Source organism: Azoarcus indigens, assembly GCF_004361735.1.
Taxonomy (GTDB): Bacteria; Pseudomonadota; Gammaproteobacteria; order Burkholderiales; family Rhodocyclaceae; genus Azoarcus; species Azoarcus indigens.
In genome coordinates this window covers 1-19,681 of record NZ_SNVV01000034.1, presented here as the reverse complement: position 1 = coordinate 19,681, position 19,681 = coordinate 1, and the positions used below count along the sequence as shown (strand labels likewise).

Here is a 19,681-nt window from a genome sequence, read left to right as displayed (position 1 = left end):
GAAAGCCTGCTCCCGCCATGAGTGCCGAAGAAACTCCGCAGTTGCCGAAAGTGCTGGTCGTCGATGACTCGCGCATGGTGCGGGCCTCCATCATCAAGCATGTGCGTGGGCGTTTCGCGGTGCGCGAGGAGGCCGACGGCGAGGCCGGCTGGCAGGCGCTGCTGGTGGACCCGGAGATACAGGTCGTCCTCACTGACATCGGCATGCCGCAGCTGGACGGGTACGGCCTGCTGGAGCGCATCCGCAGCTCCAAACTGCAGCGGGTGCACGAGATGCCGGTGGTGATCATCTCCGGCGACGAGGACGACGAGGCTCGCGCCAAGGCGATGCAGCTGGGCGCCAACGATTTCATCACCAAGGGCATAGGCAGCGTCGAGCTGGTCGCCCGCCTGGATTCCCTGACGCACCTCGCCCAGACGCGCCGGGAGCTGGCGGAGAGCCGGGCGGCCCTGGCTTCCCAGAGCCCGGTTGATCCCAGCTCCGGCCTGCTCAGCGAGTCCTACCTCAATTGGCATGGCGAGCAGGAAATCGCGCTGGCCAAGCGCCAGCGTTCCGAGATCTCGGCGATGGTCATCGAGATCGACCACTACGAGCAGCTGGTGGAATGGCATGGCGCCCATGTGGCCCAGCTCATCACCCGCAAGCTCTCCAAGATCCTCTCCACCCGTGTCCGCAAGGAAGACACGGTGGCCCAACTCGCGCCCTCCCAGTTCGCCGTCCTCACGCCCAGTACCGACGTCGCTGGCTGCTGTGCCTTCGCCCTGCGTCTGCAGAAGGCGATGGAAAAGCTGGTGATGACCTACCGCGAAGAGCGCATCCGCATCAGCATTACCATCGGCATTTCCGGCTCGGCGGTGGATGGGTTGCACAGCGTCAGCGAGCTCATCGACGTTGCGGTGAAGCGGGTGCGCGAAGGCGCCGCCGCTGGCGGCAACCGGGTGGTGGCCGAGCGCGGCGAGGTGGACCACTCGATGGTGGAGCGCCAGCTCAAACAAGCAGTAAGCATCGATCACGCCCTCCTGCAGATTCGCGCCGGCGGTGAAGCCGAAGTCGCCGAACGCTTGCCGGATGTCATCACAACCCTGCTGCCGCTGCTGGAATTGGTAGAATCCCGACTTCACATCGGGCTACCGATCATGCAGCTCAAGAAGTACGACAAAGAGCGGGGCACCGGTGATGACGCGGAGGGTAGCCAGACCTCCATTTGAGAGCAGCAGGACCACGGCGGCTGAGGGGCCGCCGTACGCCATTCGCAAATGAGGAAGGGAGAGGTGCTTATGACGACCTACCAGGCGTTCCATCGCCGGTCGATAGACCAGCGTGACGAATTCTGGGCCGAGCAGGCGCGTTTGATTCACTGGAACAAGCCGGCCGAACAGATCTGCGATTTCTCGCGACCGCCTTTCGTAAAGTGGTTCAAGGGCGGAGAAACCAATCTTTGCTACAACGCGGTGGACAGGCACGCGGCCAAGCGGCCGGACGCACGTGCGCTGATCTACATCTCCACCGAAACCGGCGAGGAGACGATCTACTCCTACGCCGAGCTGCAGCGCGAAGTCGAGCGCATGGCGGCGATCTACCAGGATCTGGGCGTGGGCAAGGGCGACCGCGTCCTGATCTACATGCCGATGATCCCGCAGGCCTGCTTCGCCATCCTGGCCTGCGCCCGCATCGGCGCCATCCACTCGGTGGTGTTCGGTGGCTTCGCCGCAGGCTCGCTGGCGACCCGCATCGACGACGCCCGGCCCAAGCTGATGGTCAGCGCAGACGCTGGCATGCGCAATGGCAAGCCAGTGCCCTACAAGCATCTGGTGGACGAGGCCTGCAAGCTGGCCGAATTCCCGCCGCAGAAGGTGCTCATCGTCGATCGCGGGCTGGACAAGGGCTTCCCGCGGGTGGCCGGCCGCGACGTCGATTACGCCGAACAGCGCGTGAAGCACCTGGACGCAAAGGTGCCGGTGACCTGGGTGGAAAGCTCGGAGCCGAGCTATATCCTCTACACCTCCGGCACCACCGGTAAGCCCAAGGGCGTGCAGCGTGACACGGGCGGCTACTGCGTGGCGCTGGCGGCGTCCATGCAACACATCTACACCGGCGGCGAAGGCGAGACGATGTTCACCACCTCGGACATCGGCTGGGTGGTGGGCCACAGCTACATCATCTACGCGCCATTGATCGCCGGCATGGCGACCATCATGTACGAGGGCACGCCGCTGCGGCCGGACGCAGGCATCTGGTGGAGCATCGTCGAGAAGTACAAGGTCAGCGTGATGTTCTCGGCGCCGACCGCGGTGCGGGTGCTAAAGAAGCAGGATCCGGCCTTCCTCAAGAAGTACGACCTCTCCTCGCTCAAGCACCTCTTCCTCGCTGGCGAGCCGCTGGACCAGCCGACCCATGAATGGATCATGGGCGAACTCGGCATCCCGGTGATCGACAACTACTGGCAGACCGAGACCGGCTGGCCGATGCTGGCGGCGGTACGCGGCGTGGAGAAGACGCCGATCAAGTTCGGCAGCCCCAGCTTCCCCGTTTATGGCTACGACCTGCGCATCTTCCGCGAGGATGGTAGTGAGTGCGGGGCGGGCGAGAAGGGCATCGTCGGCGTGGTGCCGCCGCTGCCGCCGGGTTGCCTGTCCACCGTCTGGGGTCAGGACGAGCGCTTCGTTTCCACCTACTTCAGCCTGTTCACCAACCCGGTGGTGTATTCCTCGTCGGACTGGGGCATCAAGGACGAACAGGGTTACCACACCATTCTGGGTCGCATGGACGACGTCATCAACGTCGCCGGACATCGCCTGGGAACACGCGAGATCGAGGAGGCGGTGCAGGGGCATAACGCCATCGCCGAGGTGGCGGTGGTCGGCGTGCATGACGAGTTGAAGGGGCAGATGCCGATGGCCTTCGCGGTGGTGAAGGATGCCGGCCGCATCGACAGCGCGGAGAAGCGGGCCGCGCTGGAGAAGGAGGTGATGAAGACGGTGGATGACAGCCTGGGCGCTATCGCGCGGCCGGCGCGGATCCATTTCATCAGCGGCTTGCCGAAAACGCGTTCCGGCAAGATGCTGCGCCGCTCCATCCAGGCGCTGGCCGAAGGGCGGGATCCGGGTGACCTGACGACGATAGACGATCCGAGCACGCTGGACCAGATTCGCGCCGCATTGGCCGGCTGAGCGCCGGGCAAGCTGGAAGTGAAAAAGCCCGCGCATGCGGGCTTTTTCTTTCATCGGTCAGGGAAGGAAGGTCAGTTGCTCTTCAGCTTGCCGCTATGCGCTTCCTGCTCATAGCCGCGCTCGATTTCCTCGTGGATCACTTTCCAGATGGGTTTCACGATGAAGCGCATGCTCTTGATGATGCTCTGTACGTCCATGACGGAAGGCACGCGTGTGCCGCGGTGTTCCACCGGTCCCCCGATCTGGCGAATGTCGACACCCAGCTTGCCAAAATGCGCGGCAAGCCGAGGCTCGGTGAGCACGAACAGCGTCTCGATGCCGCTACGGGCCGCCAGTGCGACCGCCCCCAGGTAAAGGCCGATGGGGATGTAGGGGAAGCGCGGCCGCTCGCTGTTGCCGTAGTCTTCTTCACTGATGGCGATGGCGCTGTGGTCCTCGCCCTTGCGTCGGCGATACAGGCCGCGGACGGCGAGGCGGGAAACCTCGGCAATGCTTCCGCGAGGCAACCGGGCGGGATCGATGATGGAGCGGTCCAGCGTCGCCGCACAGGTGCGCTCGAACGGTAGCGGTTCGTCGGGATCGGCCGGATTGACGAGGACCAGGCGGGTGCAGCCGACCAACTGCGTGGGCTGGTTGGAGGTGCGGATCAGGCAGTGCAGGCTGTGGGAGTCATACTGATCGCTCTCGCGACGGTCCGGACGTTCGGGCTCGAAATGCAACTCCTCGCAGTAGACCTCGTGGCGTATGCGGAACACGTCGTTCCGCAGAGCCTCGTTGGTGGCTGGAGCAATCTCGAAGTATTTCCTGAAGCCGTGGCCCAGGTTGAAGCGTTCGAAGAGCAACAACGTCATCTCCCTGAATAGCGTTGGCAGCCCTTTATTCTCGGGCCCGAAGAGCATCTATGATGCTCAGTCTCGTGGTTCGCCAGGCGGGATAGATCGCAGCAATCAAGGTTGCGCATGTACCGATGAGCGCACTTTCAAGTACGTCGCTTGTTTCAATTCTGATATAGGCATCATAGCCGAGGTTGGCATTGGGTGGAGGGGGCATTGGTATGCCGATGCCCGAAATGACTGCCGCCAGCAGCAGGCCGAATAGCGTGCCGATGAGCGCGCCGGCGAGGCCGAGCACCAGGGATTCCGTCAGGATGAGTCCGATGACGGTCCGGTTGCGGTTGCCCAGGGCGCGCATGGTGCCGAATTCCCAGCTGCGTTCGGCCAGACTCATGTTCACGGTGTTGATGACGCTGAGGCAGACCATCAGCAGGATGGTGGCCTTCAGGAAGCCGAACTGCTGCTGGTAGAGCTCGACCGCCTTGCCGTAGAAGTCGTTCAGTTCCTCCCAGTCGCGGACGACGACATCACCGGCCGGCAGGTTGGCGCGGACGCGCTGGACCAGCGCGGCGGTCTGATCCGTCCGATGCAGTTCCAGAACGTATTTGCCAATGCCATCGGTGGCCAGAAGGGACTGCGCATCCGGCAGGGCAATGCGCATCGCCCGGGCGTCGAAGTCTTTGGAGAAACTCTGGAACACGCCAACGATCTCGACATCCAGGGTGTTCATTGCGCCATCTATGGTGTTCACCAGCAGGGTGGCCTGATCGCCAGCCTTCAGGCGCAGTGCATTGGCCACCCCTTCACCTATGACCGCGCCGTACTGGTCCTTGTCGGTGAGCATGCGCCCGGACACCAGATGGAGGAAGGTGCCGAGCTCGTTCTCGCGGTCGGCCTCGATGCCGTCGACGATCACCGGGTAGTCGGTCTTGCCGTTGTTGAGCAAGCCGGAAAAGGTGATCCGCGCCATGACATTCTTCACTTCCGGCTGCTCTGCGAGATAGCTGCGCAAGGCTTCAGGTTTTTCCAGCAGGTAGCGCTCCGGCGAGCGGGAGCCGAAGCTGAACAGCGCTTCACGGCCGATCTGGGCGTGGCCGCTCTGGGAATGGATCAGCGCTTCGCCGAGTTGAACGAAGATGTCGCGGATGAAGCCGCCGGAGAGGATCAGGCCGCAGACTCCGAAGGTGACCACCGCCAGGGTGATCGCGGTCCGTACCCTGTTGCGGAGCAGGTTGCGGAAGCCGAGCCGGGTCAGATCTCGCATGCGCCTTCCCTCTCAAATGCGCGCACGCAGCGCATTGACGATCTCCTGGCGGGAGGCCTTCCAGGCCGGATAGGCGCTGGCCAGAACGGTGGTGAGCAGGGCGACGCCGGCGGCTGTCAGTATGTTGTCCGCCGTCAGCAGGATGCCGGCCTCATAGGGCCAGCTCATGATGGGGCCGGGCGGCATGGGAATGCCGATGGCGCTGATGAGCAGCGCCAGCAGAACGCCGGCAACGATGCCGATCAGTGCCCCCAGCCCCCCCAGTATGGTGCCTTCGAGCAGGAACATGATGCGGATGTCCCGTTGCCGGGTGCCCAGCGCCATCATGGTGCCGATCTCGCTGATCCGCTCCATCACCATCATGGTCATGGTGTTTGTGATGGCGAGCACGATGATTATCGAGATGACGAGGTAGATGAATCCGACCTGCTTGGAAAACAGCGCTTCTGTCTTGTTGTAGAAGTCTGCCAGTTGCCACCAGGGGACCACCTCGTAGCGGTCTGATGGAAGGGCTGCGCGCAATTGGCGGTCGGCCACAGGTACGTTCTCGGTTTTATCCAGCAGTACCAGGCGGAGATGTTCGCCTTCGGTTCGCATCAGCTCCCGCGCGAGGTCGATCGGGATGCGCAGGGCGGCGTCGTCATAGGCCTTGGTGATGGATTCGAACAGGCCGACGACCTCGGCTTCGACGGCGCTGATGCCGCCGTTGCCGGTGTTGGAGATCAACACCAGCGTGTCGCCAACCCTGACGCCCAGATTCAGCGCCAGCCCCTGGCCGACGATGGCGGCCTTGTGGTCGCCCGTTTGCAGATTGCGCCCTTGTGGAAAGCGCAAGGCTGCCGAAAGAGATGACTCCGCGGCGGGATCCACCCCCTCGCCGATGAAGGAAAGGGTGGTGTCGCCGGAGCTTGCCAGCCCGGAGATCAGGAGGCGCGGTGCGGAGACGCGATAGCCGGGCAGCCCTTCCAGCGCCGCCTTTTCCGCAGGTTTCATCTCAGGAAGAAGATAGCCGTACGGATCAGCGCGCCCGTACTCGGTGAAGCCGGGACGCATGACCTGCAGATGCCCGAGCTGGGACAGGATGGTGTTGTCCCGGCCGAATCTGAGGTTCCAGTCGATGAAACCGGCGGCCAGGATCATGGCCACCACTCCGAAGGCGATTGCGATCAAGGCCGCGCGGCTGCGGCTGACCTGTCGCACGACGTTGCGCCAGGCGGTGCGGAAGTGATTAAGGGCAACGGCGGGCTTGAGCATGCTTTGTATAGGAATAGTTGTTGAAGGCTCTGGCACTGCCTGAAGAGGCGGAGAATCGCATATTGGCACAGCCTCCTCAGGGATTTTCGATGGCGGGCCCGCCGGTGGCAAGATGGGGTGTCGGTTTTTTTTACAGTCCAGCCTGAGGCAGAACAGAAAAAATGTGGTTTTTTGTTTATCTATATGATTTTTAATGAATTTAAAAATCTGGCATTGGCTTTGCTTATTGCTTGGCGCGGCGATGTGGCGGAAAGTGTTTGACCCCAAGACAGAGCCAAACGCTGACGATTTCGCCAACACTTTGGGAGATGGCAAATGAGCAAGAAAGTACTATTCGCGATGGCTACCGCCGGCCTGTTGATGGGTGCCTCGGCTGCCAACGCTGCCCCGTTCTATCTGGATGTCGGCACCAACTACGACGGCGTCCCGGCGCCCCAGCGCGACAAGGTTACCGACACCGGCACCTCGCTGAAGGATGAGTTCCTCTTCACCTACCAGTCCCGGACCTTCATCCAGGACACCAACGGTGACGGCGTGATCAGCGCCGGCGACAACCTGACGACCAGCGGTGGTCTTGCTGTTGGCAACCTGACCAACAACCAGATCACTGGCTTCACTCCGAACCAGGTATTCGGTACTCACAGCAATAACGGTTACGGCACCAACTGGCTGCTGAGCTTCTCCGTGGATAACCTCAACGGCGTGGTGACCGGCGTGAATGGCGGCGTGCCGACCTTCTCGTACAGCCCGGGTCTGATCGAGATGTACATCTCGTTCGACGGCGTCAACATGATTAACTTCATGAACATCGCCGTGAGCGGTGGTGGCGCGACTGGCGTAAGCACCGTGCTGACCGGTACGGCCGATTTCACCGGTATCGCGGATCTGACCTACGCGAACCTGTTCCACTCGGCTGACTTCGAGTGCAACGGCTCCAGCGGCTTCTACGACATCTGGTTGAATTGCGGTGATTCCGGTGCCGACGCCTTGGCGATCGAGTTCCTGGCCAGCTTCGACACCAACATCTTCGTGAGCGACTTCACGGCGGTGCCTGGTGGTTTCGACCTGACCTCCAACCACGACGGTAGCGGTACCTTCACCGTGGTTGCGAACAATGTGCCGGAACCTGCTTCGCTGATGCTGCTGGGCTCTGGTCTGCTGGGTCTGGGTCTGACCCGTCGTCGCAAGAGCAAGGCTGCTGCCTGATTGAATGCCCGGCCCTGGGCCGGGTTGCTCAAGGGCTAAAACCCCCGCGCGGAAGCGTGGGGGTTTTTATTTGTGCCTGTCGTTGCCGGGCGGTGCGAACGAAACGCCGTGCTATTTCGACAGCAGGCGCTTGATGTACCAGAACATGAAGCGCTGCATCGGGTTGCGATTCCCGAAGGGGCGCCAGGTGCGGATCATGGTGTTGCGGTAGGCGTCGAAGTGCAGCCCGCGTGGCGCCACGATGACATCGCCGCGCTTGAGGATCAGTTTGATCGCATTGCTGCAGGCCACGCCGGCGGCCAGTTCGATGCCGATCGCGGTGGACGGTACTTTCTTCTTGAACAGGTTCACTGAGCCGCGCTCCAGCAAGTAATGGCGCTGCTGCATGGATGGGGAAACGCCGACGATGAACTTCAGGATCTGGTCCTCGAAGGCGAAGCCATCCAGGGCGAAGTAATCCTCGAAGCTCATGCCCTGGGGGTGGAAAGCGAGCATGGCCGTGCCCATGCCCATCGGGGCGGCGGTGACGGCGGGAATACCGCGCTCGCGGCAGCGCGCGAACACCTTGCGCCGGATATCCAGGGCGAAAATGTCCAGGCTGTCCATGTAGAGGTCGACGCCGTCCAGGAAGTCGTCGATGTTGTCCAGGCTGAGGCCGTTGGGCATCAGCTTGAGATCGGCTTCGGGATTGATGTCGAGTACCTGGCGCGCCATGACATCCAGCTTGGGCAGGCCCATGGTGGAGCAGCTGGCGCCGGCCTGACGGTTCAGGTTCGGCCAGTCGAAGGTGTCCAGGTCCGTAATGGTGAATTTGCCGATGCCCAAGCGGGCGAGGGTGATCAAGTGGCTGCCGCCCACGCCGCCCAGGCCGCCTACGGCGACGCGGCACTGGCGCAGGTAGGCTTGTTCCTTCTCGGTGAACCAGCCGATGTTGCGCGAGAAGGCGACGTTGTAATCGAACTGGTTCTGCTCGGGCATCGTTGTCTCCGTTTGTGCTTTAGGTTCTTGAGACGCTGTGTGGTCGCGCGGCGCTGGAATGGCAGGGGCTGCCTTCGCTGCGCCGGTCGTCATATTGCTACCCGGCGGAGCGGGTGTGAAGCGCTATGCGCTTTGGTTCAACTGCTCACCATGTTGTCGCGGTGGATCAACTCGGCCTCGCCGATGTAGCCCAGCAGGGACTCGATGGCGCTGGTCGGTTTGCGCGCGATGCGACGGCATTCCGAAGCACTATAGTTCACCAGCCCGCGGGCGATCTCCTGGCCGGACAGGCTGCGGCAGCACACGGCTGCACCGCGGGAGAAATCGCCGCTGACGTCCACAACCCCGATAGGCAGGAGGCTGCGGCCGCTCCTCAGGGCTTCCACTGCGCCGTCGTCGATGACCAGGTCGCCCGCGAGTTGCAGGTGGTCGGCCAGCCATTGCTTCTTGGCCTGAAGCGGGCTGCTGGTGGCATAGAGCAGGGTGCCAATGTCTTCGCCGGCGGCCAGGCGCAGCAGCGGATCAGTCTCGCGGCCACTGGCGATGCAGGTGTGGGCGCCGCTGCGGGCGGCACGCTGGGCGGCGCGGATCTTGGTGATCATGCCGCCCTTGCTGATGCCGCTGCCGGCTCCGCCGGCCATCGCTTCGTACTGGCGGTCTTCCGCCTGGCCCTCGCTGATGAGGGTAGCGGTCGGGTCCTTGCGCGGATCAGCGGTATAGAGGCCAGTCTGATCGGTCAGGATGATGAGCGCTTCGGCCTCGATCAGATTGGCGACCAGGGCGCCCAGGGTGTCGTTGTCGCCGAACTTGATCTCATCGGTCACCACCGTGTCGTTCTCGTTGATGATGGGAACGACGCCGAGATCGAGCAGGGTGGTCAGCGTGGAGCGCGCGTTGAGGTAACGGGTGCGGTCCGAAAGATCTTCGTGGGTGAGCAGGATCTGCGCCGTCTGCAGTCCCTGGCGGGAGAAGGCGTCCTCGTAGGCTTCCACCAGGCCCATCTGGCCGACGGCGGCGGCGGCTTGCAGCTTATGCATTTCCTGCGGGCGGCGGGTCCAACCCAGGCGCTGCATGCCAGCGGCGATGGCGCCGGAGGAGACCAGGGTGATCTGGCGGCCCTCGGCGCGCAGGGCGGCGATCTGTCTTGCCCAGTCATCCAGGGCTGGCTTGTCCAGTCCCGCGCCGTTGTTGGTCACCAGGGCGCTGCCGACCTTCACGACCAGCCGGCGGGCGTGCTTGATCTTCTCTCTCATGATGCCTTCGGGATGAATTGGGCTTAGTGCCGGCCGTCCGTGTCCTCGGCCTCGTCATCCTCGGCCGGCTCGTCCCCTGCCTCCGCTTCCGCCTGGAAAGCGGCATCGCGCTCGGCAGCGCGGGCTTCCACGGCGGCGAGGCGGGCGCGCTCCTCGGTCGCCTGGGCTTCGAGTTCGGCGTTGATGCGGGCGCGCTCGCTATCGAGGAAGTCCTGGATGGCGAAGACCAGCCCCTTGCAGCCTTCGCCCTTGAGGGCGGAGATTTCGAAGTGGCGCTCCACCGGGCCGTAGGCCTGGAGGAAGGCGGCAATGCGCGTGTCACGCTCTTCTTCGGGGAGCAGGTCCAGCTTGTTCAGGGCCAGCCAGCGCGGCTTCTGGTAGAGCGCCTCGTCGTACCTGCGCAGTTCCTCGACGATGGCCAGCGCCTCCTTCACCGGATCGACTTCCGGGTCGTAAGGCGCCAGATCTACCAGATGAAGCAGCACATGGGTGCGCTGCAGGTGGCGCAGGAACTGGTGGCCGAGGCCGGCGCCTTCGGCGGCGCCTTCGATCAGGCCGGGAATGTCGGCGATCACGAAGCTGCGTTTTTCGTCGGTGCGGACTACGCCGAGATTGGGGGCCAGCGTGGTGAAGGGATAGTCCGCCACCTTGGGCTTGGCTGCCGACACCGCACGGATGAAGGTGGATTTGCCGGCGTTCGGCATGCCCAGCAGGCCGACGTCCGCCAGTACCTTCAGTTCCAGGTGCAGGTTGAAGCGCTCGCCTTCCTGGCCCAGGGTGCGCTTGCGCGGGGCGCGGTTCACGCTGGACTTGAAGTGGAGGTTGCCAAGGCCGCCGCGGCCACCGCGGGCGAGCAGCACCTGCTTGCCGTCCTCGTTGAGGTCGGCGATGGGCTCGCCAGTATCCAGGTTGCTGATCACGGTGCCGACCGGGAAACGCAGCACGATGTCCTCGCCGCCCTTGCCGTAGCAATCCTTGCTGCCGCCGTTCTCGCCACGCTGGGCGCGGAAGCTGCGGGTGTAGCGATAGTCGATCAGGGTGTTGAGGTTGCGGTCGGCCTGGGCGTAGATGCTGCCGCCGCGGCCGCCGTCGCCGCCGTCCGGGCCGCCGCGCGGAATGTATTTCTCGCGGCGGAAGGTGGCGGCACCGTTGCCGCCGTCGCCGGCGATGACCTCGATACGGGCTTCGTCGAAGAACTTCATGCTGTTCTGCCTGCTGGCATAAATAAAAAAGCCCTACCGCAAGGATAGGGCTTTTCGGACCGGAGTCGCGACTTAAGCCGCTTCGGCCTCGATGATCACGGTGCGACGCTTGGCGGCGCCCTTGACCACGAACTTCACGGTGCCGTCCTTGAGCGCGAACAGGGTGTGATCCTTGCCGATGCCCACGTTCTCGCCCGGATGGTATTCAGTGCCGCGCTGGCGAACGATGATGTTGCCGGCAACGACGAACTGGCCGCCGTAGCGCTTCACGCCAAGTCGTTTTGATTCTGAGTCGCGGCCGTTGCGGGAACTACCGCCAGCTTTTTTGTGTGCCATTTGGTCTTACCTCCTGCAATCAGGCCGAGATCGCTTCGATGCGAAGCTCGGTGTAGTTCTGGCGATGGCCTTGATGCTTCTGGTAGTGCTTACGACGACGCATCTTGAAAATCTTGACCTTGTCGTGACGGCCGTGGGAAACCACGGTGGCCTTCACTGCGGCGCCGGAAACCACGGGCGTGCCGATCTTGACGGACTCGCCTTCGCCGACCATGAGAACCTGGTCGATGGTGATTTCGGAGCCCACGTCAGCCGGTATCTGTTCTACCTTGATCTTTTCGCCAGCGGCAACGCGATACTGCTTGCCACCGGTTTTTATCACCGCGTACATGGTGCTGCTCCAGTTGATGGTTTTGCAAAGAATCGCGCACTGTACTGAGGCGAAAAAGAAAAGTCAATATTAATCAGTGAGGTGCGCCTCCAGGCCGAGCAGCGCCTGCTGCTCGCTGCGGTAGCCGGCGTGCGGGGTCAGGCGGGGCCACAGGCCGGCGCGCTCCATCGCATCTATCACCTGTTTCTTCAGGCCGCAGAAGGCCAGGATCTGGCGTTGGGCGGCGAAGCGTTCCATCAGCCCGGCGAGGGTGTGCAGGCCAGTGGCGTCGATGTCGTTGATGCCGGCGCCGGACACGATCACCGCCCTCACCGCGGGTTGGGCGCGGGCGGCCTTCAGCAGCGCATCCTCGAACTGGCTGACGGTGACGAAGGTGAGCGGGCTGTCGAAACGCAGGATCACCGTGTCCGGCCGCGGGTGGGGCAGGTTGAAGCGCTCCAGGTCGCGATAGGTGCCATCCGCATGCAGCCCCAACATGGCGACGCGCGGGCTCATGCCGCGATACACCATCAGCGCCAGCGACAGCAGCAGGCCGGTGAGGATGCCGTTCTGGATGTTGGGCGCGAAGCCCAGCGTGGTGGCGAAGGCGACCAGGCCGGCGATGCCGTCGTCGCGGTTGCTGCGCCAGGCGTGGGCGAGGGCGCCGAAGTCCAGCAGGTTGGCGACGGCCAGCAGGATGATGGCCGCCAGCACTGGCTTGGGCAGATGCCACAGCAACTCGGTGAAATAAAGCAGGGTGAGCAGCACCAGCGCGGCGGTGACCAGCGTGGAGAAGCCGGTGCGGGCGCCGGCGCCGAAGTTGAGCGCCGAGCGGGAGAAGGAGGAGCTCACCGGCAGCGTGCCGCTGAAGGCGGCAGCCAGCTTTGCCAGGCCCTGGCCGACCAACTCCTGGTTCTGGTCCCAGGCCTGGCGGGTCTTGCCTGAGATCAGCTTGGCACTGGAGGCGGCCTCCATGAAGCTCACCAGTGCGATGACGAAGGCGGTGGGCAACAGGCTGGCGAGGGTGCCGAGTTCGACGGCGGGCAGCGAAAAGCCGGGCAGGCCGGACGGCAGGTTGCCCACCACCGTGCCGCCGCCTGCGGCAAAGCCAGTGGCGGCCGACAGCACGATGGCCGCGGCAACCACCACCAGCACGGCCGGCAGCCGCGGTGCGAGCCGGCGCAGCAGCAGCATCGCAGCCAATGCGCCGATGCCGAAAGCGGCCGAAGCCAGGTGCAGCCTGTCGAGGTGGGCGAAGGCGGCGCCGAAGTCGGCGATGAAGCTGCCGCGTTGGGCCAGCGGCAGGCCGATCAGCGGCGGAATCTGCGACAGGCAGATGACCAGCGCCGCCGCGTTGATGAAGCCCATCAGCACCGGATAGGAGAGCAGGTTGAGCAGCCAGCCCAGGCGCAGGGTGCCCAGCGCGAGCTGGATGAGGCCGGAGAGCAGCGCCAGCGCCACCGCCAGAGCGACGAACTCCGGGCTGTCCGGCCGCGCCAGCGGGAGCAGGCTGGCGCCGGTGAGCAGCGAGGTGAGTGCCACTGGCCCGGTGGAAAGCTGGCCGCAGGAGCCGAACAGTGCGCCTGTCACCGCCGGCAACAGCGCCGCGTAAAGGCCGAGGTGGGGCGGCAACTGGCCCAGCTGGGCGTAGGCAAGCGCCTGCGGAACCGCAACCAGCGCAACGGTCACGCCAGCCACCACGTCGCCACGTAATCCGCCATTCGTCCACTGCCGGCGCCAGCCGAGGAAGGGGAAAAAACGTTCGGCGGCGTGGAGGCGCATGGAGGAAAGGGCGGCTGGGATGCCGCGATGTTAGCAAACCTGGCCCGGGCCCCGTTTCATCGGGGTATGTCCTGATCTGGACAGGGATCATGTACATACCCTACGCTTGAAACTTGTCTGACAAGCTGACGACTATCGAATGATGAGCGGCAAGTTGGCCCGGCCGCCGCGCCTGAGCGATGCGGTTTCGCGCCAGATCGAGAGCTGGATACGGGAGATGGGCCTGGCGCCAGGCACCCAGCTGCCGACCGAGAAGACGCTGTGCGAGCGCTTCGGCGTCAGCCGTGCGGTGGTGCGCGAGGCGATTTCCCGGCTGCGGGCGGATGGCTGCGTGGAGACGCGGCAGGGCGCTGGCGTGTTCGTCGCCCAGCCTTCCGTGGCCGCGGCGTTCCGGCTGCTGGGCGACGAAGCGCGCTCCAACGGCGAGATTGCGGACATCTTCGAATTGCGCTGCCTGGTGGAGGCCGGGGCGGCCGAACTGGCGGCGCGGCGGCGCGACGATGAGGACCTCGCCCGCCTCTCCGCCGCGCTGGAGGCGATGGACGAGGCGCTGCTCGGCGCCGACGGCGGCAGCGAGAACGGCGCGCAGGCGGACGACGCCTTCCATGTGGCCGTTGCCGCGGCAACCGGCAATGCCCAACTGGAGCATTTCCTTGTTTTCATGGGGCGGCAGTTTTCCGCCTCCCGCGTGCCCACCTGGAGCGCGGCCGGCCTGCAGGCTGGTCGCGCGGCGGCGGCGCAGGCGGAGCACAGACGCATTTTCGACGCCATCCTGGCGCGGGACGCCGAAGGCGCGCGCGAGGCGGCCATTGCCCACCTATCCGCGGCGGCGGAGCGGCTGGGCCTGGACCGGCGGCGGCCCTGAGGGCCGACCGCCAGCACGCAGGAGAGAGAACGATGATGGAGACAACCGAGGACCTGCCGGCCTTCGCCCTGACCGAGGTGGATTATTCCGGCCTCGACCGCGCGAGGGTGGTGCAGGCACTGGCGAAGGTGTTGCCTGTGGGCGCGCTGCTGTTCGACAGCGAGGATGTACGCCCCTACGAGTGCGACGGCCTCGCCTCCTACCGCGCGGTGCCGCTGGCGGTGGCGCTGCCGAGCACCGAAGAGGAGGTCGTCGCGATCCTGCGCACCTGTTCCGAGCTGGGCGTGCCGGTGGTGGCGCGCGGCGCCGGCACCGGCCTGTCTGGCGGCGCCCAGCCGCATCCGCACGGGCTGCTGCTGTCGATGGCGCGCTTCAACCGCATCCTGCATCTGGACGCCCACGCCCGCACCGCGGTGGTCCAGCCCGGTGTGCGCAATCTGTCGATCTCCGAGGCGGCCGCGCCGCACAACCTGTACTACGCGCCGGACCCGTCCTCCCAGCTCGCCTGCACCATAGGCGGCAACGTCGCCGAGAATGCCGGCGGCGTGCATTGCCTCAAGTACGGGCTCACGGTGCACAACCTGCTGCGGGTGCGGGCGGTGACCATGGAAGGCGAGATCATCGAGCTCGGCGGCCATGCGCTGGACGCGCCCGGCTACGACCTGCTGGCTTTGTTCACCGGCTCCGAGGGCATGCTGGGCGTAGTGACCGAAGTCACGGTGAAACTCACGCCCAAGCCGCAGATCGCGCGTTGCGTGCTGGCTACCTTCGATGACGTCACCAAGGCGGGTGAGGCGGTGGCGGCGGTGATTGCCGCCGGCATCATCCCGGCGGGGCTGGAGATGATGGACCAGCCGGCCACCGCGGCGGTGGAAGAGTTCGTGCGCGCCGGCTATCCGCTGGACGCCAAGGCCATCCTGCTGTCCGAGGCCGATGGCACGCCGGAAGAAGTCGCGGAGGAAATCGCCCGCGTCAGCGAGGTGCTGCAGGCCAGCGGCGCCGGCGAGATCCGCGTTTCCCGCGACGAAGCCGAGCGGCTGCGCTTCTGGGCCGGACGCAAGGCTGCTTTCCCGGCTGCCGGCCGTATCTCGCCGGACTATTACTGCATGGACGGCACCATCCCGCGCAAGCGCCTGGGCGAAATGCTTGAAGCCATCCAGGGCATGGAAGGCCGCTATGGCCTGCGCTGCCTCAATGTCTTCCACGCCGGCGACGGCAACCTGCATCCGCTGATCCTGTTCGATGCCAACCAGCCGGGTGAGCTGGAGCGGGCGGAGGCGTTCGGCACCGAGATCCTGGAACTGTCGGTGGCCTTCGGCGGCACCATCACTGGCGAGCATGGCGTCGGCATCGAGAAGGTCGGCCAGATGTGCGTGCAGTTCGGCGAGCGGGAGCGCAAGCAGTTCTTCCGCGTCAAGTCGGCTTTCGATCCGGACGGGCTGCTCAACCCCGGCAAGGCCATTCCGACGCTGAATCGCTGCGCCGAATACGGCCGCATGCATGTGCAGGGCGGCGCGCTGCCGCACCCGGAACTGCCGCGCTTTTGAGCCGTGGCGAACAAAGGATGGCTGCAGTTCCTGCTGGTGGCGGTGCCGGTGCTGTCGCTGATCGGCGCCTGGCTGGCGTTGCGCACGCTGGATGCCCAGCAACGCAGGGCAGGGACGAGAACCGCCCAGGCTAAGGGCGTGGATAGGGGAGTGGAGAAGGAATGAACGAGATCGTCGCATCCTGGGCCGAACGCATCCGCGCGGCGGCGGCGGATGGCCGGGCGCTGAACCTGCAAGGCGGGGGCAGCAAGGATTTCCACGGCCGCCGCGCCGTGGGCGAAGACTTCGCGCTGGCGGAGCACGCCGGCGTGGTGGATTACGAGCCGACCGAGTTGGTCGTCACCGTACGCGGCGGCACGCCGCTGGCCGAGCTGGAAGCGCTGCTGGCGGCGCAGGGGCAGTTCCTGGCCTTCGAGCCGCCGCATTTCGGCGCCGGCGCCACCGTTGCCGGCTGTGTCGCCGCCGGCCTGTCCGGCCCACGCCGGGCCAGCGTCGGTGCGGTGCGCGACTTCGTGCTCGGGGTGAAGCTGCTGGACGGTCGCGGCGAGGTGCTGTCCTTCGGCGGGCAGGTGATGAAGAACGTCGCCGGCTATGACGTCTCCCGCCTCGTCGCCGGCAGCCTGGGCACGCTGGGCGTCATCCTGGAGCTGTCGCTGAAGGTGCTGCCGCGCCCGCCGCGGGAGGCCACGCTGCGCTTCGAGCTGGCCGAGGGCGAAGCCATAGACCGCCTGAACGACTGGGGCGGCCAGCCGCTGCCGATCTCCGCCTCGGCCTGGAGCGCCGGCGTGCTGACGCTGCGCCTGTCGGGCGCCGAAGCGGCGGTGGCCGCCGCCATCACCCGGCTGGGCGGCGAGCAACTGGCCGACGACCAGGCTTCCGCCTTCTGGGACGACGTCAAGGAACAGCGCAGCCCGCTCTACACCCTGGCCGGGCATGAGCAGCTCTGGCGCCTGTCCCTGCCCAGCTCCGCCGCGCCGCTGCGGCTGAGCGGCAGGCAAGTGATCGAATGGGGCGGCGCCCAGCGCTGGCTGGCCGGCGACCTGCCGGCGGCGCAGGTCCGCGGCCGGGCCGCCGAGCTTGGCGGCCACGCCACCCTGTTCCGCGGCGGCGATCGCGCCAGCGAGGTGTTCTCCCCTCTGCCTGCGCCGCTGTTCGCCCTCCACCGCCGTCTCAAGGCGACCTTCGACCCGGCAGGCATCTTCAACCCCGGCCGGCTCTACCAAGGACTCTGAGCATGCAGACCCAGCTTGCCGACTTCATCCGCGACACGCCGGAGGGCCGCGAGGCCGACGAGATCCTGCGCAAATGCGTGCACTGCGGCTTCTGCACTGCCACCTGCCCCACTTACCAGCTGCTGGGCGACGAGCTGGACGGGCCGCGTGGCCGCATCTACCTGATCAAGCAGCTGCTGGAAGGCCAGCCGGTCACGGCCAAGACCCAGCTGCACCTGGACCGCTGCCTCACCTGCCGCTCCTGCGAAACCACCTGCCCCTCCGGCGTGCATTACAGCCGGCTGGCCGACATCGGCCGCGAGCTGGTCGAGCGCCAGGTGCCACGCACGGCCGGCAACAAGGTGGCGCGCTGGCTGCTGCGCGAGCTGGTGCCGCGCACCGGCGTATTCACCGTGGCGATGAAGGCCGGGCGCCTGGCTCGGGGCCTCCTGCCGGAGGCACTGAAGGACAAGGTGCCGGCGGCGCGCCCGGCCGGCCCCTGGCCGCGCCCGCGCCATGCTCGTCGCATGCTGGCCCTGGCCGGCTGCGTGCAACCGGCGATGGCGCCTACCATCAACGCCGCCGCCGCGCGGGTGCTGGACGTGCTCGGCATCTCCCTGGTCGAAGCCGACGGCGCCGGCTGCTGCGGCGCGGTGCGCTTCCACCTCAACGACGCCGTTGGCGCCCGCGACAACGCCCGCCGCAACATCGACGCCTGGTGGCCACTGGTGGAACGCGGCGAGGTCGAGGCCATCGCCATGACCGCGTCCGGCTGCGGCGTGCAGGTGAAGGACTATGGCCACCTGCTGCAGCACGACACCCTTTACGCCGAGAAGGCGCGCCGCATCGCCGAACTGACCCGCGACATCAGCGAGATCGTCGCCGCCGAGGCCGAGCGCCTCACGCCCATGCTGCGCGCCAAGCCAGGCACGCCGCCGCCGGTGGCCTGGCATGCGCCCTGTACGCTTCAGCACGGCCTCAAGCTGCGCGGCGGGGTGGAGCAGTTGTTGACCGCGGCCGGCTTCCACCTCACCCCGGTGCGGGACGGCCATCTCTGCTGCGGGTCTGCCGGCACCTACTCGCTGCTGCATCCGCAGCTGGCGGGCGAGCTGCGGGAGAACAAGCTGGCGGCGCTGACGGCCGGCGAGCCCGAGCTGATCGCCTCGGCCAACATCGGCTGCATCACCCATCTGCAGGCCGGCACCGCGCTGAAGGTGAGGCACTGGGTAGAACTGCTGGATGCGCGGTTGAACGGTTTCCCGCTCTGAGGGGCGGCCGGCGGCGACGGCGAAATTTGCGGGGGCGTGACGGATATCACGCGCTCCCCAAAGCGGTGCATCGAGGCGCCCGGCCGCCGCCGTCAGGAGGCCGGCCGGGCGCTATGATGGGTGGCCCTATCTACCCGAATGCCCCGTTGTCATGGCCCTGAGTGTCGAAACCTGCGTAGCCCGTCATACCGGAGACCGGAGGGAACAGCAGGACCGGGTCGCCCTCTTCGGCCATCCGACGCGGCCTGGCCTGATGATGGCGGTGCTGGCGGACGGCATGGGCGGACACTCGGGCGGCGCGATGGCCGCCGAGCAGGTGCTGATCAAGGCCAGGCAGAACTTCGAAGCCTATGCACCGCAGTCGGAGACGCCGGAGCATCTGCTCGAGGGCATCATCAACGAGGCCCACCTCGTCATCAAACTCACCCGCTTCACCAGCGAGCAGGATCCGCACAGCACCGCGGTGGTCTTCATGCTGCAGCCCGGCGGCGCGGTGTGGGCGCACTGCGGCGATTCCCGCTTCTACCACTTCCGCGGCGCCCAGACCCTGAGCCGCAGCGGCGACCACTCGCTGGTCGGCGAACTGCTGCGCAAGGGCCGCATCGACGAGCAGGGCGCGCTCACCCATCCGCAGCGCAACGTGCTGTTGTCCTGCCTGGGCAGCGAGCGCGAACCGCGCATCGACCGTTCCGGCACCGCGCCGTTGACGGTGGGCGACAGCTTCCTGCTGTGCTCCGACGGCCTGTGGGGCTACTTCAGCGACGCGGAGCTGGGTGAAGTCATCCATCATCTGCCTGCGCGGGAAGCCGCCCAGCGCCTCATCGCCGAAGCCCGCAAGCGTTCAGGCGGATACGGCGACAACATCTCGCTCGCCATCGTCAAGCTGGTCGAAGCGCCCGCCACGGCTGCGCCGGCTCGATCCTGAGCGGCGGCGTAGGCAAGCCTTTCCGGCAGGCAAGCTGCCGGAGACCCTTATTGCAGGAATGCACCCCGTCGCTAACTATCCTCCAGCGTCGGCCGCGCACCATTCTGGTGTGAGGCAGGGAGAAGCGACCTAATAACAATAGCGGCGTCGACGCGTCTTTTTTACCAACCCCGTTGGAGGACCCTCGATGCCATTGTTGCTAGGAGTCGCGTCGGAGACGCTCGCAGGCGAACGCCGCCTGCCGGTGGTGCCGGACGTGCTGAAGAAATACCAGAGC

The 19,681-nt window shown here is 65.8% G+C and carries 18 protein-coding genes; 9 read left to right on the top strand and 9 right to left on the bottom strand.

Features of this window, described 5'->3' with window-relative positions; all coding sequences use genetic code 11:
* The first annotated feature begins 17 nt into the window (after positions 1-17).
* Entirely contained in the window at positions 18-1,208 is a 1,191-nt protein-coding gene (locus tag C7389_RS23265; protein ID WP_133595055.1) for a GGDEF domain-containing response regulator, read from the top strand.
* Positions 1,209-1,256: 48 nt separating this feature from the next.
* The gene (locus C7389_RS23260) at positions 1,257-3,170 is read left to right on the top strand and encodes a propionate--CoA ligase (RefSeq protein WP_133595054.1); all 1,914 of its coding nucleotides are present in this window, start codon (positions 1,257-1,259) and stop codon (positions 3,168-3,170) included.
* A gap of 71 nt (positions 3,171-3,241) precedes the next feature.
* Here C7389_RS23260 and C7389_RS23255 read toward each other — a convergent pair whose 3' ends face one another.
* The 3 genes from C7389_RS23255 to C7389_RS23245 are packed head-to-tail and all read right to left on the bottom strand — an operon-like array spanning position 3,242 to position 6,521.
* Complete coding sequence (locus C7389_RS23255; RefSeq protein ID WP_133595071.1) at positions 3,242-4,015, bottom strand: PEP-CTERM/exosortase system-associated acyltransferase; 774 nt, start codon at positions 4,013-4,015, stop codon at positions 3,242-3,244.
* A 31-nt stretch (positions 4,016-4,046) separates the two neighbouring features.
* Positions 4,047-5,267, bottom strand: a complete 1,221-nt coding sequence (locus C7389_RS23250) for an ABC transporter permease (protein WP_211168516.1) — start codon at positions 5,265-5,267, stop codon at positions 4,047-4,049.
* Between the two features lie 12 nt (positions 5,268-5,279).
* A complete protein-coding gene (locus C7389_RS23245; RefSeq protein WP_133595053.1) occupies positions 5,280-6,521 on the bottom strand; it encodes an ABC transporter permease in 1,242 nt (413 codons plus the stop codon).
* Positions 6,522-6,836: 315 nt separating this feature from the next.
* On the opposite strand from C7389_RS23245, the gene C7389_RS23240 reads away from it, so the two are divergent.
* Positions 6,837-7,727 carry a PEP-CTERM sorting domain-containing protein gene (locus C7389_RS23240; protein WP_133595052.1) on the top strand — a complete coding sequence of 297 codons (891 nt, stop codon included), beginning with the start codon at positions 6,837-6,839 and terminating at the stop codon, positions 7,725-7,727.
* Between the two features lie 111 nt (positions 7,728-7,838).
* On the opposite strand, the gene C7389_RS23235 is transcribed toward C7389_RS23240, so the two are convergent.
* From C7389_RS23235 to C7389_RS23210, 6 genes are all read right to left on the bottom strand, one after another.
* Positions 7,839-8,705, bottom strand: a complete 867-nt coding sequence (locus C7389_RS23235) for a ThiF family adenylyltransferase (protein ID WP_133595051.1) — start codon at positions 8,703-8,705, stop codon at positions 7,839-7,841.
* Between the two features lie 137 nt (positions 8,706-8,842).
* Positions 8,843-9,958 carry a glutamate 5-kinase gene (proB, locus tag C7389_RS23230; protein WP_133595050.1) on the bottom strand — a complete coding sequence of 372 codons (1,116 nt, stop codon included), beginning with the start codon at positions 9,956-9,958 and terminating at the stop codon, positions 8,843-8,845.
* A 23-nt stretch (positions 9,959-9,981) separates the two neighbouring features.
* Positions 9,982-11,160 carry an Obg family GTPase CgtA gene (cgtA, locus tag C7389_RS23225; protein WP_133595049.1) on the bottom strand — a complete coding sequence of 393 codons (1,179 nt, stop codon included), beginning with the start codon at positions 11,158-11,160 and terminating at the stop codon, positions 9,982-9,984.
* A 72-nt stretch (positions 11,161-11,232) separates the two neighbouring features.
* Positions 11,233-11,496, bottom strand: a complete 264-nt coding sequence (rpmA, locus tag C7389_RS23220; protein ID WP_133595048.1) for a 50S ribosomal protein L27 — start codon at positions 11,494-11,496, stop codon at positions 11,233-11,235.
* A gap of 19 nt (positions 11,497-11,515) precedes the next feature.
* A complete protein-coding gene (gene rplU, locus C7389_RS23215; protein ID WP_011766892.1) occupies positions 11,516-11,827 on the bottom strand; it encodes a 50S ribosomal protein L21 in 312 nt (103 codons plus the stop codon).
* A 69-nt stretch (positions 11,828-11,896) separates the two neighbouring features.
* A complete protein-coding gene (locus C7389_RS23210) occupies positions 11,897-13,588 on the bottom strand; it encodes a SulP family inorganic anion transporter (RefSeq protein ID WP_133595047.1) in 1,692 nt (563 codons plus the stop codon).
* Between the two features lie 139 nt (positions 13,589-13,727).
* Here C7389_RS23210 and C7389_RS23205 point away from each other — a divergent pair, with 139 nt between their 5' ends.
* From C7389_RS23205 to C7389_RS23185, 6 genes are all read left to right on the top strand, one after another.
* The gene (locus tag C7389_RS23205) at positions 13,728-14,453 is read left to right on the top strand and encodes a FadR/GntR family transcriptional regulator (RefSeq protein WP_246034946.1); all 726 of its coding nucleotides are present in this window, start codon (positions 13,728-13,730) and stop codon (positions 14,451-14,453) included.
* 32 nt (positions 14,454-14,485) lie between these two features.
* Entirely contained in the window at positions 14,486-16,000 is a 1,515-nt protein-coding gene (locus tag C7389_RS23200) for an FAD-linked oxidase C-terminal domain-containing protein (RefSeq protein WP_133595046.1), read from the top strand.
* Between the two features lie 3 nt (positions 16,001-16,003).
* Positions 16,004-16,165, top strand: coding sequence for a hypothetical protein (locus tag C7389_RS24995; RefSeq protein ID WP_162851823.1), 162 nt, complete (start codon positions 16,004-16,006; stop codon positions 16,163-16,165).
* Positions 16,162-17,232, top strand: coding sequence for a glycolate oxidase subunit GlcE (gene glcE / locus C7389_RS23195; RefSeq protein WP_133595045.1), 1,071 nt, complete (start codon positions 16,162-16,164; stop codon positions 17,230-17,232). Before C7389_RS24995 ends, glcE begins: the two co-directional genes overlap by 4 nt.
* 2 nt (positions 17,233-17,234) lie before the next feature.
* The gene (gene glcF, locus C7389_RS23190) at positions 17,235-18,479 is read left to right on the top strand and encodes a glycolate oxidase subunit GlcF (RefSeq protein ID WP_133595044.1); all 1,245 of its coding nucleotides are present in this window, start codon (positions 17,235-17,237) and stop codon (positions 18,477-18,479) included.
* Positions 18,480-18,630: 151 nt separating this feature from the next.
* Positions 18,631-19,404 (top strand): PP2C family protein-serine/threonine phosphatase, encoded by a 774-nt coding sequence (locus tag C7389_RS23185; RefSeq protein WP_133595043.1) that lies wholly within the window; start codon positions 18,631-18,633, stop codon positions 19,402-19,404.
* Positions 19,405-19,681 lie beyond the last annotated feature (277 nt).